Below are 15,310 nucleotides of genomic sequence, written 5' to 3' on the forward strand. Positions count from 1 at the left end.
TCCGGGCAGGGTAGGCCGGGAGGGAGGAAGACCCATGGCGTACCGCGTGCGCAGCCCCGAGGGTGAGCTGATGTTCCCCTCGCTGGGTGACATCGAGCGGGCCTACCTGCAGGGCCTGGTGGACCCGGACGACGAGGTGCGCGAGGACGGCGCGGAGAAGTGGCGCAAGGCGTCCTCGCTGCCCGTCCTGGCCCGGGCGAAGAAGCCCCACGGCCAGGACACGTCCAAGCGCGCCCAGACGCTCACGGTGGTGGGCGCGGTGGCGGCGGGCGTGCTCGCGCTCGTGCTGCTCTTCACCGGCACGAACTGGAATGTCCGGATGATGGGCATCGCGCTGGCCCTGGTGGTCAGCGGATTGCTCACCCGGGTGACGTTCAAGGCCTACAAGCGGCCTCCGCCCGTCCCCTGACGACGCCTGGCCCCCTGCCCTCCGGGGCAGCGGCACGGCCCTCGACGCCAGCAGGCCCGACACGGCCCATGTTTGGTGGAAGGCACCCCGGGGGGTGCCCTCCATCGCGCTGGAGGAGGACCGCACCTTGCTCAGCACCTACCTGTCCCGAGAAGCCGCTCGCAAGCTTCGCCATGGCGCCCCCTGGCTGCGCCGCGAGGACATCGTCTCCATGGAGGGCGAGCCGCAGCCCGGCACGCCCATGCAGCTCAAAGACGAGGACGGGCATGTCCTGGGGCTGGGGGACGTGGACCTCCAGGCTTCCTACGCCGTGCGCCGGCTGGGGCTGCCGGACGAGTCCGTGGAGGGGCTCATCCCCCGCCACGTGCGCCACGCGTTCGAGCGCCGCGGCCGGCTGGTGGACGACCCGCGCTTCTGCCGCATCGTCAACGACGACGGGGACGGGCTGCCGGGCCTCATCGTGGACCGGTATGATCAGCACTTCGTCGTCCAGACGCTCACCCGCTCCATGGATGCGCGGCAGGAGGAGATCACCCGCACGCTGGGAGAGGTGACGGGGGCGGCCTCCGTGCTCTTGCGCAACGACACGCTCCGGCGCAAGGCGCTGGGCCTGCCCGCGCAGCGCCCGCACGTGATGTACGGCACGCCGCCGCGCTGGTGCCGCCTGCTGGAGATGGGCGCGCGCTTCACGGTGGACCTCACCTACGGCCGGGGCACGGGCTACGCGTATGATCACCGCGAGCTGCGCCGCTTCCTGGGGCGCACCGGCAACGGGGACCGCGTGCTGGACGTGGCGTGCAACGTGGGCGGGCTGTTCGTCCACGCGGGGCGGCACGGGGCGAAGCACATCCTCGCCTTCGACGGCAACGCGGACGCGGCGGACCTGGCGCGGGAGAACGCGGAGGCCAACGGGCTGCTCGGCCGGGTGACGGTGGAACAGGGCGAGCCGCTGGCCGTGCTCCGGGCCCTCAAGGACGCCTTCGATCTGGTGCTGCTCGACACGCTGGGGGTGGCGTCCGAGGAGGACTTCATCGAACAGGTGCGGCTGGCCCTGCGGCGCACCCGCCATGGCGGGCGGCTGCTCGTGGTCGGATATCACCCACCGCTGGCGCTGGGCTCGTTCACGGAGTGCGTGGCCACGGCCTGCGAGCAGGAGGCGCGCATCGCATTCCGGCTGGTACGGATGGGACTGCCGCCGGACCACCCCGCGCCGGTCGGCTCCCCAGGGGCCGAGTACCTGGAGGCGGTGGCGCTCGAGGTGAGCTGAGGGCCCGTGCTGTTTCGCCCTCGACGGGCCCTCCTCGGTGTTAGTGTCCGCGCCGCGATGACAACCGAAAACGAGTCCCAGGCCGCGACCTCCTCCACCCCGGAGGCTTCCGTCGAGACCGTCCGCAAGGTGTACGCGGCGGACCTGCGCGAGAAGGACCGGGTCAACACCGTCTTCCGCGTCACCAAGAAGGAGAAGGTGAACGCGCGCAGCGGCAAGGTGTTCCTGTCGCTGTCCCTGGCCGACAAGAGCGGCACGGTGGACGCGCGCGTCTTCGACAAGGTGGACGCGCTCGAGCCCGTCTTCCAGAACGGCGACTACGTCCTCGTGCAGGGCAGCGTCATCGTCTTCCACGGCCGCACCCAGGTCGTCGTGGAGGCCGTGGAGCGGCTGGATCCGGAGCCGCTCGACCCCAAGGAGTTCGAGCCGCCCCCCGCCCCGCCCGCCGAGCCGAAGGCCGAGTCCAAGGCTGGCGAAGCGAAGTCCGGCGAAGCGAAGTCCGGCGACGCGAAGGCCGAGTCCAAGGCTGGCGAAGCGAAGCAGGCGGAAGGCAAGCCCGAGCGCCACGAGGGCGGCGGTGGCCCGCGCGCGGTGGGGCAGATCCGCGAGCTCGTCACCGAGCGCGTCAACGACCCGTTCGTGAAGCAGCTGCTGCTGGCGTTCCTGGACGACGCGCAGGTGTCCGCGGCGCTGCCGGTGGCTCCGGCGGCCAAGGGCGTGCACCACGCGTGGCGCGGCGGGCTGGCCGAGCACGTCCTGTCGGTGATGCGCCTGACGCTGCGCGTGTCGGACCACTACCCCATGGCGGACCGCGACCTGCTGCTGGCCGGCGCGTTCCTGCACGACGTGATGAAGGGCGGCGACGGGGCGTCCGACAAGGGCTTCGACACCTCCGACGAGGGCCGGCTGGTGGGCCACGCGGTGCTGGCCGCGCAGAAGATCCGCGAGAAGACCCTGGGCATCCCCGGCTTCCCGCCGCTGCTGGAGCAGCACCTGACGCACCTGGCGATCTCCCAGTCGGGGGCGTCCGGCGCTCCTGGCGCGAAGGTGCCGGTGACGCTGGAGGCGCAGATCGTCGACACGCTCAGCTCGCTCGACGCGCGCATCTCCTCGTGGGTGGAGGCCATGCAGCGCGATCCGAACGAGCGCTGGACGGACCACCTGCGCGCGTATGAGCGCTCCCTCTGGAAGGGCTTCGTGCCCACCGGTCGTGGCAGAGCTCCGGTGGAGGGCAGCCGACGCAAGCACCGCGAGGAGAAGCGCAAGGCGCGCGCCGACAAGGGCCCGCCGGCCCAGGCTGGCGAGGGCGCTGCCGCCCCCGCGTCCCAGGAGGCCCGTCCGGAGCGTCCGCCGCGGCCTCCGCGCGAGCCCCGCGCCGAGCGTCCGCCGCGTGAGGACCGGGGTCCGCGCGAGGAGCGCCCCGCCCGTCCGCCGCGCGAGGACCGTCCTCCCCGCGACCCCAAGAGCCTGCCCGGCGAGCTGACCTTCAAGCCGTTCAGCGCGCTGGCGCCGGCCCCGAAGTCCGGTGGTGAGGGTGGTGGCTCCTCGGAGGGCTGAAGTCCATGGCGAAGCGGCTGGGAGAGCGGTTGATTGAGGCCGGCCTCGTGACTCCGGGGGCCGTGGAGCAGGGTCTGGAGCACCAGAAGATCACCGGCCACAAGCTGGGGGACTGTCTGGTGGAGCTGGGCCTGCTCCAGGAGGCCGCGCTGCTGCGGCTCCTGGCCAACGAGTTCCAGACCCGCTTCGTCACCGCGGACAAGCTGGCCAAGGTCCGCATCGACACGAAGGTGTTGGACAAGCTGCCGGTGCGGCTGGCGGAAGCGCAGAACGTGCTCCCGCTGGCCGTGGATCCGGAGCGCAAGCTGCTCTCGGTGGTGGCCGCCGAGCCGCAGAACAAGTCGCTGCTCGACGAGATCGCCCTCGTCACCGGCATGTCGGAGGTCTACGCGTACATCGGCCTGCGCAGCGCCATCTCCGCGGCCATCCGCAAGCACTACTACGGCGACCCCACGGCGTTCACCACGCTGCTGGAGGGCCCCTCCGCGAACAACGGCCCGCGCCGTCCGGACACGCCCTCCAACACGCACGTGGGCGCGGAGCCCGGGCGCGGCGGGAGCTCCGCCGGACGCAGCAGCGCCACCAGCCTGAGCATGCGGCTGGAGACGGACGCGCGGATGCGGCTGCAGCGCGGCGGCAGCGGCACCAACGTGGCGCGCGTCTCCACGCAGCGGCGCGAGCCGGGCGGCCCGCGCGGGCTCATCAGCGACACGGACTACGTGGAGACGCTGAGCCTGATGGTGGGGCTGCTGGAGCAGGACCGGCCCCGGCACCGGGGACACTCCGCGCAGCTGGCGCGGCAGGCGGGCATCGTCGGCCAGCGCATGGGCATGCCCCACAAGGAGCTGGCGGCGCTGTCCATCGCGGCGTACCTGCACGACCTGGGCAAGCCCCCGGAGCGGCACTACTCGCTGGCGAGCAACGCGGCCAACCCGGAGTGGAAGGCGCAGGCCAAGGCGTGCTGCCGCGCGCCCACGAAGCTCTTCGAGACGGTGCACCTGCCCGCGCAGGTGAACACCATCCTCGCGCAGCTGTACGAGGCCTGGGACGGCTCCGGCACGCCCCAGGGCGCCAAGGGCGAGGACATCACCCTGGGCGCGCGCATCCTGGCGGCGGTGGACAGCTTCCTGGAGCTGACCAAGAACCCGGGCAACGCATTTGGCCGCGTCTTCACCAAGCAGCAGGCGCTGGAGCACCTGAAGAAGTACGCGGGCGTGCTCTACGATCCGGTGGTGGCGGACATCGTCGGGCAGCTGCAGAGCGGCGCGCTCTTGGTGCACCGGCTGGCCAGCGAGGGCCGCCAGGTGCTCATCGCGGAGCCGGACGAGGCCACGCGCGGCGAGCTGCTGGAGGCGGTGCTCAAGCAGGAGCTGGTGGCGCACGCTCTGTCCACGCTGGACGGCGCGCTGGACGGCCTGTCGCGGCAGGACTGCGACGTGCTGGTGGTGAGCCTGCGGCTGGGCCAGCAGGAGGTGATGGACCTGCTGGAGGCCGTGCGCTCCATGCCGGAGAGCGCGGGCCTGCCCATCGCCGTGGTGGGCGAACCGGATGCCCAGGCGCGCGAGCGGCTGCTCATGGCGGGCGCGACGGCGGTGCTCTCCCCGAGCGACAAGGCGGAGGTGGCCCGCACGGTGCTGTCCCTCTTCCAGGACCGCGTGCAGCACAACGGCCCGGGCCGGGTGGTGCGCGGCAGCTTCGACGAGCTGCCCCCGAAGGAGCTGCTCCGCACGCTGGGCGGCGGCAAGAAGAGCGGGAAGCTCCAACTGCGCAGCCACACGCTGGAGGGCTCGCTGCACCTGGAGCGCGGCCGCGTGGTGCACGCGGCGTTCGGCGGCCACGCGGGCGAACCCGCGCTGCAGGCCCTGCTGAAGCTGAAGCAGGCGGACTTCGTCTACGACCCGGACGCGCTGCTGCTGGACATGCCGCAGTTGGACCAGGACCTGGAGGCCCTGGCCAACGCGCTCACGCCAGCGTGAGGTTGAAGAGGCGGGCCGCGTTCGCCGTGGTGACGCGGGCCACCTCTTCCAGCGACACGCCCTTCAGCTCCGCGACCTTCTTCGCCGTCTCCAGCACGTGCGCGGGCTCGTTCTTGCGGCCGCGGTGGGGCACCGGCGCGAGGTAGGGGCTGTCCGTCTCCACCATCAGGCGCTCCAGCGGCGCGAAGCGCACCGCGTCCTGGAGGGCCTCCGTCTTCTTGTAGGTGACGACGCCGGACAGCGACAGGAAGAAGCCCCGGTCCAGGTACTTGCGGGCCGCGGCCGTGTCGCCGGTGAAGCAGTGGATGACGCCGTTCGTGACGTCCTCGGCCGCCAGGGCCGCTTCGCAGTCGTCGTGCGCGTCGCGCACGTGCACCACCAGCGGCTTGGACAGGCGCTTCGCGAGCGCGCACTGCCGCCGGAAGACGGTGGCCTGGATCTCGCGAGGCGAGTAGTCGTAGTAGTAGTCCAACCCGGCCTCGCCCACGGCGCGCAGCTCCGGACGGGCGCAGGTGCGCTCCAGCATCTCGAAGTCCGCTTCGGTGGCGCGGGCGGCCGCGTGCGGGTGGATGCCCAGCGTGGGCGACAGGAACTCCGGGTGCCGGGCGGCGACCTCCAGCGCGTGGCCCCAGTCCCCGGGGGCGTGGAACTGCCCCACCAGCACCGCGTGCACCAGCCCCGCGGCGCGCGCGCGCTCCAGCACGGGCGCTACGTCCGCGTAGTCCTTCGGCTCCAGGTGGCAATGCGCATCAACCAGTTTCATGGCTTCTCCTGAAACAGCTCTTCCAGCTCCATCCGCGCCTCTTCCGAGGCGAAGGTGGGCACGGCGGCGCGCAGGCGCTCCACGCCCTCCGCCACGCCCAGGCGCCACACGCCGTCCGCCGCGTCCAGCCGGTCGTCCTCCGGCGCGCTCCGGTCCTCCAGCACGGTGAGCAGCCAGGGCAGCGCCTGCGCATCCCCCAGCCGGCCCAACCCGCGCGCGGCGGCGCCCCGGCAGGGGTCCTTCGCGTCCGCGAGGATGTCCTTCAGCCGCTCCAGCGCGCCCGGGACCTTCAGCTCACCGCACAGCTCCACCGCGAGCGCCCGGTCCGCGCTCCACTTCTTGCGCGTGCGCTGCATCAGCCAGTCCGCGCCCTCCGGGTCGCCCAGCTTCAGCAGCACGCCCGCGGCCTGCGTCTTGTCGAACGCGGGCAGCAGCCACTTGCCGAAGAGGCGCTTCACCGCCGGCAATGCGCGCGTGTCCTCCAGCTCCGCCAGCGCGCCCAGCGCCCGGAAGCGCAGCGTGTCCACGTCCAGCGCGGCCACGAGCACGTCCAGGCCAGCGGGGTGCTTGAGGGCGGCGATGCCTCGCGCGGCCTCGAAGCGGACCTCCGGAGTGGGGTCCTCCAGCATTCCGGCCAGGGCTCCGCGCGCGTGTGGCAGCGCGAGGTCCGCGAGCCGTCCGGTGGCCTCCAGCCGCACGCGGGTGTCCTCGTCACGCAGCCTTGGCAGGAGCATGTCCGGGAGCTGCTCCGGCGGCAGGATGACGGACGCCAGGCTCACGCCCGAGCGGCGCACCTCCGGCTGCGCATCCGCGAGCAGCCGCACGAGCACGTCCGTGAACTCCGCCGCGTGCGCGGGCTCCTCGGACGCGAGTTGGAACAACAGGTCCGCCGCCTCGGCCCGGCTCGCCGGCCGCTTCTCCCGCTCCAGGGTCAACAGGGCGCGGTCCCGCTCGGCACGCCAGTCCGCCACGTCTCGTCACCTCTCTGGCGCCCGGGCCTTCCCGTGCCCGGCGCGTGCTTGGGGTCCCGGTCGTCGTCCGACGCCAGGGGCCTGCCGCTCCAACCGAATCTGAAACCCCTCCCGCGCCGCATGGAATCAGCGTGGGAGGGCATTCCGGACGACGCCCTACCCTGCGCCCACCCGGACCGGAAGCGACCGCCCGCGTGCGCGCGTACGGCGCGCATCCCGGGGAGCTCGGCGGCCACCCGGGATGCCACCTCCGCGCTACTTCACGTCGGCGCCGGGCGGCACGTCGCCCGGCTCCAGCAGGGACAGGTCCTTGCCGCCCGAGCCCGCCGTCAGCAGCATGCCGCGCGACTCGATGCCCTTGAGCTTGCGCGGCTTGAGGTTCGCCACCACCACCACGCGCCGGCCCACCAACGCCTCGGGCGCGTACGCCTCCGCGATGCCGGACACGATGGTGCGCGGCGTGCCCTCACCCAGGTCCACGTCCAGCTTGAGCAGCTTGTCCGCGCCCTTCACCTTCTCCGCGGCCACGATGCGCCCCGCCTTCAGCACCACCTTGGCGAAGTCCGCGTACTCGATGTCGGCCGCGGGCGCGCCTTCCGCCGCCCCCGCTCCTGGGGACGCCTGCGTGGTGGGCGCCGCTTCGGGAGTCTTCGCTTCCACGGGCTTCTTCTCCGTCTTCTTGTCCTTGCCGCCTGCCTTCGCGGGCTCGGCGGCCGGCGTCCCCTCGGGGACCTTGATGATGGCGTTGACGCGCTCCTCCTCCAGCCGGGGCAGCAGCGGCTCCGGCGTGCCCAGCGGACGGGTGCGGTCCAACAGCGGATACTTCGCGGTGGCCAGGACCTGGAACGTCAGCGGCTCTGCTCCCAGTTGCGCGAAGAGCTTCTCCGAGATGCGCGGCGTCACCGGCGCCAGCAGCGCGCCCAGCAGGTACGCCACGTCCGCCGCGTCCGACAGGTCCGCGCGCGCGGCCTCCGCGTCCTTCTTCACCAGCGCCCACGGCGCCGCCGTCTGCAGGAACGCGTTCGCGGTGGAGGCGATCTCCGTGATGACCCGGATGGCGTTGCGGTACTCCAGCTTCTCGAACGCCTCGCGCACCTCCGGCACGCGCGCCAGCGCGTCCTCCACCAGCTTGCGCCCCGCCCCTTCCGCGCGGCCCGGCGCGAGCTTCTTCTCCAGCGGCCCGGCCAGCAGCGACAGCGCGCGGTTGGCCAGGTTGCCCACGTTGTTGACGAGTTCGCCGTTCACCCGGAGGCGGAAGTCCTTCAGGTTGAGGTCCAGGTCCTCCACGCCCGCGCCCAGGTTGGCCGCGTAGAAGTAGCGCAGGTAGCTGGGGTCCAGCAGGTCCAGGTAGTCACGCGCGGCCACCATGGTGCCGCGGCTCTTGCTCATCTTCTCCCCGTTCACGGTCAGGTGCCCGTGCACCTTGATCTCGTTGGGGATGTGGAACCCCGCGACGTTCAGCACCGCGGGCCAGAACAGCGCGTGGAAGTAGACGATGTCCTTGCCGATGAAGTGGACGATGCGCGTGGGCGCGTCCTTGCCCCAGTACGCGAGCGCGTCCGGGACCCGGCCCGACTCCTTCGCCCACTTCTCCGTCGTGGCGATGTACCCGATGGGCGCGTCCAGCCAGACGTAGAAGAACTTGTCCGTCTCACCCGGAATCGCGAAGCCGAAGTACGGCCCGTCGCGGCTGATGTCCCAGTCCGCCAGGCCCTTCTCGAAGAAGCCCTGGAGCTGGGCGGCCAGGCCCGGGTGGATGAAGCCGGGGCGCTTGAGCACTTCCTGGAGGAAGTCCGCGTGCCGCGACAGCTTGAAGAACAGGTGCACGGAGTTGCGGCGCACCGGAGGCGTGCCGCACAGCGCGCACTTCGGGTCGATGAGGTCCGTGGGGTTGTACGTCTTGCCGCACTTCTCGCAGGCGTCGCCGTACTGTTCCGTGGCCCTGCAGTTGGGACAGGTGCCCCGGATGAAGCGGTCCGGCAGGAAGCGCTTGTCCTTCTCGCAGTAGGTCTGCTCGATGTCGCGGCGGTCGATGTCGCCCGCGTCCTTCAAGCGCCCGTAGATGAGCTCCGCGTAGTGGCGGTTCTCCGGCGAGTTGGTGGAGTGGAAGTAGTCGAAGCGGATGTCGAAGTCGCGGAAGTCGCGCTGGTGCTCGTCGTGGAAGCGCGCGACGAACTGCTCCGGTGGGATGCCCTGCTTCGCGGCGTTGATTTCGATGGGCGTGCCGTGCGTGTCGTCCGCGCAGAAATAGACGACGTCCTGGCCGCACGAGCGCAGGAAGCGGACGTAGATGTCCGTCTGGATGTACTCGACGGCGTGGCCGAGGTGGACGGCGCCGTTCGCGTACGGAAGGGCGCTGGTGACGAGGATTCTCTCCGCCATGGACTCTCCTGAGGGCGGCGGACCATAGCCGCTCGGGGATACGAGGTCATCGCCAACATGCAGGCCGGACGCTGCATGGCGCGAAGGGGGATGTTATCGAGCGGACGCCATGTGCACCGTCCTCCTCCTCCGTAACGTCCACCCCGAGTGGCCGCTGGTCCTCGCCGCCAACCGGGATGAGTTCTACGCGCGCCCGGCCCACGGGCCGAAGGTCCTCTCCGAGTCCCCCCGCGTGGTGGGCGGCCAGGACGTGGAGCGGGGCGGCACGTGGATGGGGGTGACCCACGAGGGAGTCATCGTCGCCCTGACGAACCAGCGCGGCGCCCGGAGCCTGGGCCTGGCCCCCCGCTCCCGGGGCGAGGTGGTGCTGCGCGCCCTGCAGGCCGGGTCGGTGGAGGCCATCGAGCGCTACGTCGGCACCCTGCCCGCGCCGGAGTTCCTGCCCTTCAACCTGCTCTACGGGGACGCGCGCACCCTGCGGGTGGCCTACGCGCGGCCGGGCCATGAGCACCTCCTGCACGAGGACGTCCCGGACGGCGTGCACGTGCTCCCCAACGACAGCCTGGACAACCTGGCGCTGCCCAAGGTCCAGCGGGCGCATGCGCTGGCGGAAGGCGTGGCGAAGCGCCCGTGGCCGGAGCTGGTGACGGGGCTCCAGGCAGCCCTGGCCGACCATGCCCTGCCGCCCCGGGAGGCCGCGACGGGGCCGCTCGCGGAGGACGAGCTGCCCGCGGACTTCCTCCAGCAGCTCCAGGCCCTGTGCATCCACACGGAAGAAGGCTACGGGACGCGCTCGTCCGCCATCGTCGCGCTCGGGCCCGGCCGCGTGGGGCACTACCTGGCCACGGACCTCGCGCCCTGTCAGGGCGGCTGGCGGGACGTGACGGGCCTGCTCACGGCGCCCTGAGCGGACCGCCGCGTCTTTCAGTCCAGCCGCGCCCGCATCACCGCGTCGCGGCCCGCGTCGTAGGTGGCTTCGAAGGCCGGTCCCCTTCCGGTGAAGGCCTCCACCGGGGGCATGGCCACGTCCACGCGGACCTCCCGCACGTCGCAGCCCAGGTCGGAGCGGTAGAAGGCCGGCTCGCCGGTGACGTTGATGGCGATGAGCCGCGCGCCCGGGAACAGCTGACACGCGTCATGGATGGGCGTCGCGGACACGCGGTCCGCGCCCGGGTCGATCCGCTCCAACGTCGCGTCCTTGAACAGGAGCGGGTTGGAGGCGCTCGCGGAGACGGCCTCCGCCAGCGGGCCGCGCGTGACGGTCACCAGCCGGATGCCGCCCGCGGAGGGCTCCTGGTGGAAGGTGGCGAAGGGCACGGGGAGCTCCTCCACGCGCGCGCCTGCGTAGAAGGAATCCAGCACCTGGGTGAAGCGCTCATGGCTCAAGGGGGGCACTGTCGCCGCGCCACCCGCCGCGCCCAGCGCGCCCGCCGCCACGGCCGGTCCCAGCGCGCCGCCCGACACCAGCACCGCGAGCAGGCCCACCGCCGCGCCCACCGCGCCGCGCGTCGCGGCGACCTTGCGCGTCTGTTCCTCATAGGCGGTGAAGAAGGAATGGTAGCGCTGGCGCAGGTTGGCGCCGGGCGCGGACGCGTAGAGGCCGCCCACCACCGCGCCCATGCTGTTGCCCACCACGCAGTCGATGGGCACGCCCCGGGCCACCAGCGCATCCAGCGCGCCCACGTGCGCGAGCCCCTTGGTGCCTCCCACCGACAGCACCACGCAGGTGCGCGAAGCACGCGTGTCCCGGTGGCACGACAGGGCCCCGGAAGCCACCACCACCGTCAGCAACACCCGCCCCAACCGCCGCATGCATCCTCCTGCTTGCGAAGTCGGGCCACCCTACCCCGTTCCCGCGCGACAGGCGTCATGGCCCCCAAAACACGACCGCCCCCGGGACAGGAGCCCCGGAGGCGGAAGGTGACCTTCACGAGGCCCGACGTGGAATCACGCCGGACCCGCGTGGGGGACTAGTACGTGGCCTTGAGCGACGTGCTGCTGTACGACGAGTAGCCGCGCAGCATGATGTACATCTTGCCCGACGCGGTCTTCGCCGCCGCGCTGCACGACTCGTTGTTGCCGGACAGGTACGGACGGCAGTCGTAGGACGTCGTGGTCGGGGCGGAGCCGAACTTGATGTACATGTCCGCGTCGCCCGTGCCGCCGCTCAGGACGTAGGTGGACGCCTTGGCGGCCGGCAGGTCGATGCAGTACAGGGTCTCGGAGCCGGTCGCGCCGGACAAGCCCGTCTTCGCGACGCCGTTGGTCAGCGCGGTGCAGGTCGGCGGCGTGACCGTGCCACCCACGCCCACCGCTTCCCAGGCGGCCGTCACGGAGGCCTGATCGGCCGCGCTGTAGCCCAGGGCCGCGGCGGCCTGGACGGTCCACGTCTTGGCCTGCGCGAACGTGGTGCTCGCCGTGAAGAGGTTGGTGTTGGCGTAGTACCAGATGCGAGCGGCCTTCTCGACGCCGATGCCCGTCACCGTGGGGCCACCCGTGCGGCGCGGGTGCGTGCCGCCCTTGGAGAGCAGCGCGAACGCCAGGTTCGGCACGCCGGAGCTGTAGTGCACGTCCGTGCTGGACGTCACGTTGGCCGCCCAGTCCTTGGACGCGCCGTCCTTCGCCGGGTCATCCATGTAGCGCAAGGCGTCGTTCGCCGTGCCCGGCGTCCAGACGTCCTCGCCCACCATCCAGATGGCCGCCGCCGTGCTCCAGCCGTTGACGCGGCTCTCGCAGACCGCGCCGAAGGTGTCGGACATCGCCTCGTTGAGGCCGCCGGACTGGCCGGAGTACGTGAGGTTGGACTCGTACTCCGTCACCGCGTGGGTCAGCTCGTGGACGGTGACGTCCGCGTCCTTGCCCAGCTCGATGGAGTTCACGCCGTCGCCGTCGCCGTACACCATCTGGGTGCCGTCCCAGTAGGCGTTCACGTAGTTGCGGCTGTAGTGCACCGTGCTGATGAGCGCCGTGCCCGCGTTGTTCAGCGAGTCGCGGTTGAAGAGCACCTTGTAGCAGTCGTAGGTGTAGCCCAGCATGTCGTAGTTGGTGTCGACGTGCGAGTCACCGATGGCCGCCTGGCCCTCGCTGCGCTTGAGCGTGCCCGGGGTGCTGGTGCCGTTGTTCGCGCTGTAGACCTTGCGGTTGAGCGCGGTGTGGATCTCCGGCACGCGCAGCAGCATGGCGCCGTTGAGCGCGTCCACATAGACGCGGTCGCGCAGCGGCATCAGCTCGCTCTCGCCCGTGACCTTCACCTCGTACGCCAGGCGCAGGCGGCCGTCCTCGGCCTTCACGTACACCAGGCGCGCGCCCTCCGCGGCCAGGTCCGTGCCCTTCGTGTCGCGCAGCGCCGCCGTCTGGGCCGCCTCCGCGGCGACCAGCGGACGCGCGGACACGGCGCCGCCGGAGCGCGCGGAGCCGTTCGCGCCGAAGATGGCGCCCGAGCTGTCCACGTGCACCACCAGCTCCTCGCCCACCACCGGCAGACCGTTCAGCGTCTGCGCGTAGCGGATGTGCGAAACGCCCTGCTCGTCCACGCTGATGCGGCGGACCTGCAGGTCGGAAGCGTTCAGGCGGAACAGCGACGCGATGGAGGGCAGCGACCCGGCGATGGCCGAGTGCACTTCCGCGGACGCGAAGCCCGTCAGCGGGCGGTCCGCCTGGCCCAGGCGGCCCTGGATGGTGTGCGGCGTCCCATCCGCGTTGGTGCCGACAATCTGGGCGCCCGGAATGACGCTCAGGGCGTTCTGCACTTCGGCGACTTCATCCGGCTTCTGCTGATCCTTCTGCGTGTTGGTGTCCATCTCACCGACACCGCAAGCGACGAGGGGGAAGGCCAGCAGGGCTGAAACGAAACGAGTGCGAACCAAGGTACTGCCTCCTGCCCGGCGCAAAGGGGGTGGTCGCCGGGACAGCGCTCCTTTCAGCATTCTTCAGGCCAACTCATTAAGTCCGCGAAATGCCTCGCAGTGCGGGAAAGCGCTGAAACGCGGCTGGCACATGGGTGACCCGTAAATCTTCTGTAATGTGGAAGCAGACGTTACGAGCCTGGCGCAAACGCCCATTCTTGTTGGGGATTTCACGCCCTGTGGGCCCCTGTCCTGAACCATGACAGTGCCCACGGGGGTGTGTCCTCTATTCAGTCAATCCAGGTTTGACGGCTTTTTCTTGGTGTACAAAGCAAGACCACGAATTCGCGCCGGGTGCGTCAGCGCCACACGCCGAGCAGCACCCGCGCGCGTCCGTCCATGGGGAGCGCGGCCTCTTCCACCGTGGTGAAGCCGGCGTCGCGGGCCACGTCAGCCAGGTGCCGCATCCACGGTTTGTAGGGCATCCCATTGTCGGAGCAGCAAGGGACGACGGCGAAGCCCAGCCCGTGGCGCGCGGCGTACTCGATGATGATCCGCGTGGCGCCGTCCGGGTGCATGCCCACGACGAGCTCCGCCTCACAGGGCTCTTCCAGGGTGAAGAGCCGCTGCGCGTACTTCACGGGCAGGTGCTTGTGGCGCAGGTCGAAGGTGGTGACGGTGCGCCCGCGCTGGGTGAGGGACTCGTTCAATTTCCCCATGCCGCCGGCGATGTCATAGACGCGCAGGGCCTGGGGAAAGCGCGTGACGAGCAGGTCCGCGAAGAGGTCGAAGCGTCGCTTGTCCGCCATGGCGGCTCCTTCAGCCCGGGCCCCTTCAGGCGCGGGTGCACACCGTCCACAACAGCCGCTCGATGACGAGCTTCCCGCTGGCGGAGGACTTCAGGGCCAGGTCCGCGTCCGCGCACGCCACCAGGGCGTTGAGCAGCTCGCGGCGCTCGTAGCGGGCGGCGGCCTGCATGCCGAACGCGAGCGCCCACGCGTTGGGCGTCTTGCGCCGGGTGGCCTTCAGCTCGGCCTCCAGCTTGGGGAGGATGCGCGCCTCCACGTCGCGGCCGGTGCGCGGCGGCTGGCCGCCCGCGTACTTCTCCAGCCAGGCGTGGTTCTCCAGCAGCGAGCGGACGATGGACGCCACCGCGCCCAGCAACTGGAGCGCGTGCGTGCCCTGCCCCATCGCGTCCTCGGCGTAGGAGAGCGCGTCGCGCAGCTCGCGCTTCTGGAGCGCCTCCGTCAGCTCGAAAAACTCCTCCTCGCGCGCGTGGTGCACCAGCAGCGCCACGTGCTGCGCTTCGATGGTGGGCCCCTCCGCGTAGACGGCCAGCTTCTCCAGCTCCGACTGGAGCAGCCGGATGTTGCCGCCGATGCGCTCCTTCAGGCCCTCCAGCGCGCCCGGCCCCAGCTTCTTCTTGAAGGGGGCGAGGAACTCCTTCGAAATCTCGCTGAGGTCCAGGTCCTTGTGGCGCGCGGCCACCTTGCGCTCGAAGAGGCGGCCCTTGTCCTGCGCAAACTTGAGCAGCGGGCTGCGCGAGTCCACGTCCGTGGCCGCGAGCACCAGCGCGTGCCCCGGCGGCACGCCCTTCTGGAGCAGCTCCAGGAGCGCGGAGGCGTCCCCTTCCGGGGCGCTGATGCGCTCGTCGCGGCAGAAGGCCGCCGCCTCCTGGAGGAAGGCCAGGTCGGCCTCCGCCAGGTCCACGTTGAGCTCTTCCTTCCACTGCTCCACCGAGGGCGCGCCGGGCACGCGGGGGTCCAATTGGTCCACGCCCCAGCCCGCGCGGCCCGCGAGCGCCAAGAGCCGCCGGGCGCCCTCCTTGCGCTTGCCCGCCTTCCACGCGTCGCGCGCCTTGGCCAGCGCGTCGCCCTTGCCCTTCTTGGGCGCGAGGAACTCCGGGTCGCGCACCAGCACCACCTTGCGCCCGGGGAACAGCGGCAGCGTGGCCAGCTCCTGCGCCACCTCGCGCGGGGAGGCCGCGTCCAGCACCGCGAGGTTCAGCCCCATGGCGGCGTCCGGCACCAGCGTCTTCACCAGCTCGTCGGCGCCCTTCCTGACCAGGAACTCCTCGCCCCACAGGAGGTACAGCGGCCACACCTTGCCGCCCTTCACCTCCGCCAGCACCTCGTCCATG

Annotated in this window: 12 protein-coding genes; 5 read left to right on the forward strand and 7 right to left on the reverse strand. The window is 71.4% G+C overall.

Translation table 11 applies throughout. The features are described 5' to 3' along the window. The first annotated feature begins 34 nt into the window (after window positions 1-34). The 4 genes from D7W82_RS00785 (at window position 35) to D7W82_RS00800 (ending at window position 5,209) form a co-directional block, all read left to right on the forward strand. The gene (locus D7W82_RS00785) at window positions 35-409 is read left to right on the forward strand and encodes a hypothetical protein (protein ID WP_120616467.1); all 375 of its coding nucleotides are present in this window, start codon (window positions 35-37) and stop codon (window positions 407-409) included. A gap of 127 nt (window positions 410-536) precedes the next feature. Then, the gene (locus D7W82_RS00790; RefSeq protein WP_120616507.1) at window positions 537-1,676 is read left to right on the forward strand and encodes a class I SAM-dependent rRNA methyltransferase; all 1,140 of its coding nucleotides are present in this window, start codon (window positions 537-539) and stop codon (window positions 1,674-1,676) included. 57 nt (window positions 1,677-1,733) lie between these two features. Continuing rightward, window positions 1,734-3,233: an OB-fold nucleic acid binding domain-containing protein gene (locus D7W82_RS00795; protein WP_120616468.1), complete on the forward strand. Its 1,500-nt coding sequence runs from the start codon at window positions 1,734-1,736 to the stop codon at window positions 3,231-3,233. A 5-nt stretch (window positions 3,234-3,238) separates the two neighbouring features. Then, entirely contained in the window at window positions 3,239-5,209 is a 1,971-nt protein-coding gene (locus tag D7W82_RS00800; RefSeq protein WP_120616469.1) for an HD domain-containing phosphohydrolase, read from the forward strand. Here D7W82_RS00800 and D7W82_RS00805 read toward each other — a convergent pair. The 3 genes from D7W82_RS00805 to metG all read right to left on the reverse strand — a co-directional run bounded on the left by D7W82_RS00805 (window position 5,196) and on the right by metG (window position 9,325). Beyond that, the gene (locus tag D7W82_RS00805; RefSeq protein WP_120616470.1) at window positions 5,196-5,972 is read right to left on the reverse strand and encodes a TatD family hydrolase; all 777 of its coding nucleotides are present in this window, start codon (window positions 5,970-5,972) and stop codon (window positions 5,196-5,198) included. The two genes, D7W82_RS00800 and D7W82_RS00805, sit on opposite strands and share 14 nt — an antisense overlap. Further along, window positions 5,969-6,943: a HEAT repeat domain-containing protein gene (locus tag D7W82_RS00810; RefSeq protein ID WP_120616471.1), complete on the reverse strand. Its 975-nt coding sequence runs from the start codon at window positions 6,941-6,943 to the stop codon at window positions 5,969-5,971. Before D7W82_RS00810 ends, D7W82_RS00805 begins: the two co-directional genes overlap by 4 nt. A 255-nt stretch (window positions 6,944-7,198) precedes the next feature. Continuing rightward, window positions 7,199-9,325, reverse strand: a complete 2,127-nt coding sequence (metG, locus tag D7W82_RS00815) for a methionine--tRNA ligase (RefSeq protein ID WP_120616472.1) — start codon at window positions 9,323-9,325, stop codon at window positions 7,199-7,201. A 109-nt stretch (window positions 9,326-9,434) separates the two neighbouring features. On the opposite strand from metG, the gene D7W82_RS00820 reads away from it, so the two are divergent. Further along, window positions 9,435-10,232 carry an NRDE family protein gene (locus D7W82_RS00820; protein WP_120616473.1) on the forward strand — a complete coding sequence of 266 codons (798 nt, stop codon included), beginning with the start codon at window positions 9,435-9,437 and terminating at the stop codon, window positions 10,230-10,232. 17 nt (window positions 10,233-10,249) lie between these two features. Here D7W82_RS00820 and D7W82_RS00825 read toward each other — a convergent pair whose 3' ends face one another. The 4 genes from D7W82_RS00825 to holA all read right to left on the reverse strand — a co-directional run bounded on the left by D7W82_RS00825 (window position 10,250) and on the right by holA (window position 15,309). Beyond that, window positions 10,250-11,137, reverse strand: a complete 888-nt coding sequence (locus D7W82_RS00825) for a patatin-like phospholipase family protein (protein ID WP_120616474.1) — start codon at window positions 11,135-11,137, stop codon at window positions 10,250-10,252. 158 nt (window positions 11,138-11,295) lie between these two features. Continuing rightward, window positions 11,296-13,191 (reverse strand): M4 family metallopeptidase, encoded by a 1,896-nt coding sequence (locus D7W82_RS00830; protein WP_120616475.1) that lies wholly within the window; start codon window positions 13,189-13,191, stop codon window positions 11,296-11,298. 338 nt (window positions 13,192-13,529) lie between these two features. Then, window positions 13,530-13,979, reverse strand: a complete 450-nt coding sequence (locus tag D7W82_RS00835) for a hypothetical protein (protein ID WP_014398053.1) — start codon at window positions 13,977-13,979, stop codon at window positions 13,530-13,532. A gap of 25 nt (window positions 13,980-14,004) precedes the next feature. After that, the gene (gene holA / locus D7W82_RS00840; protein WP_120616508.1) at window positions 14,005-15,309 is read right to left on the reverse strand and encodes a DNA polymerase III subunit delta; all 1,305 of its coding nucleotides are present in this window, start codon (window positions 15,307-15,309) and stop codon (window positions 14,005-14,007) included. Window position 15,310 lies beyond the last annotated feature (1 nt).

The organism is Corallococcus sp. CA049B, assembly GCF_003611685.1.
In the GTDB taxonomy this organism is placed as follows: Bacteria; Myxococcota; Myxococcia; order Myxococcales; family Myxococcaceae; genus Corallococcus; species Corallococcus coralloides.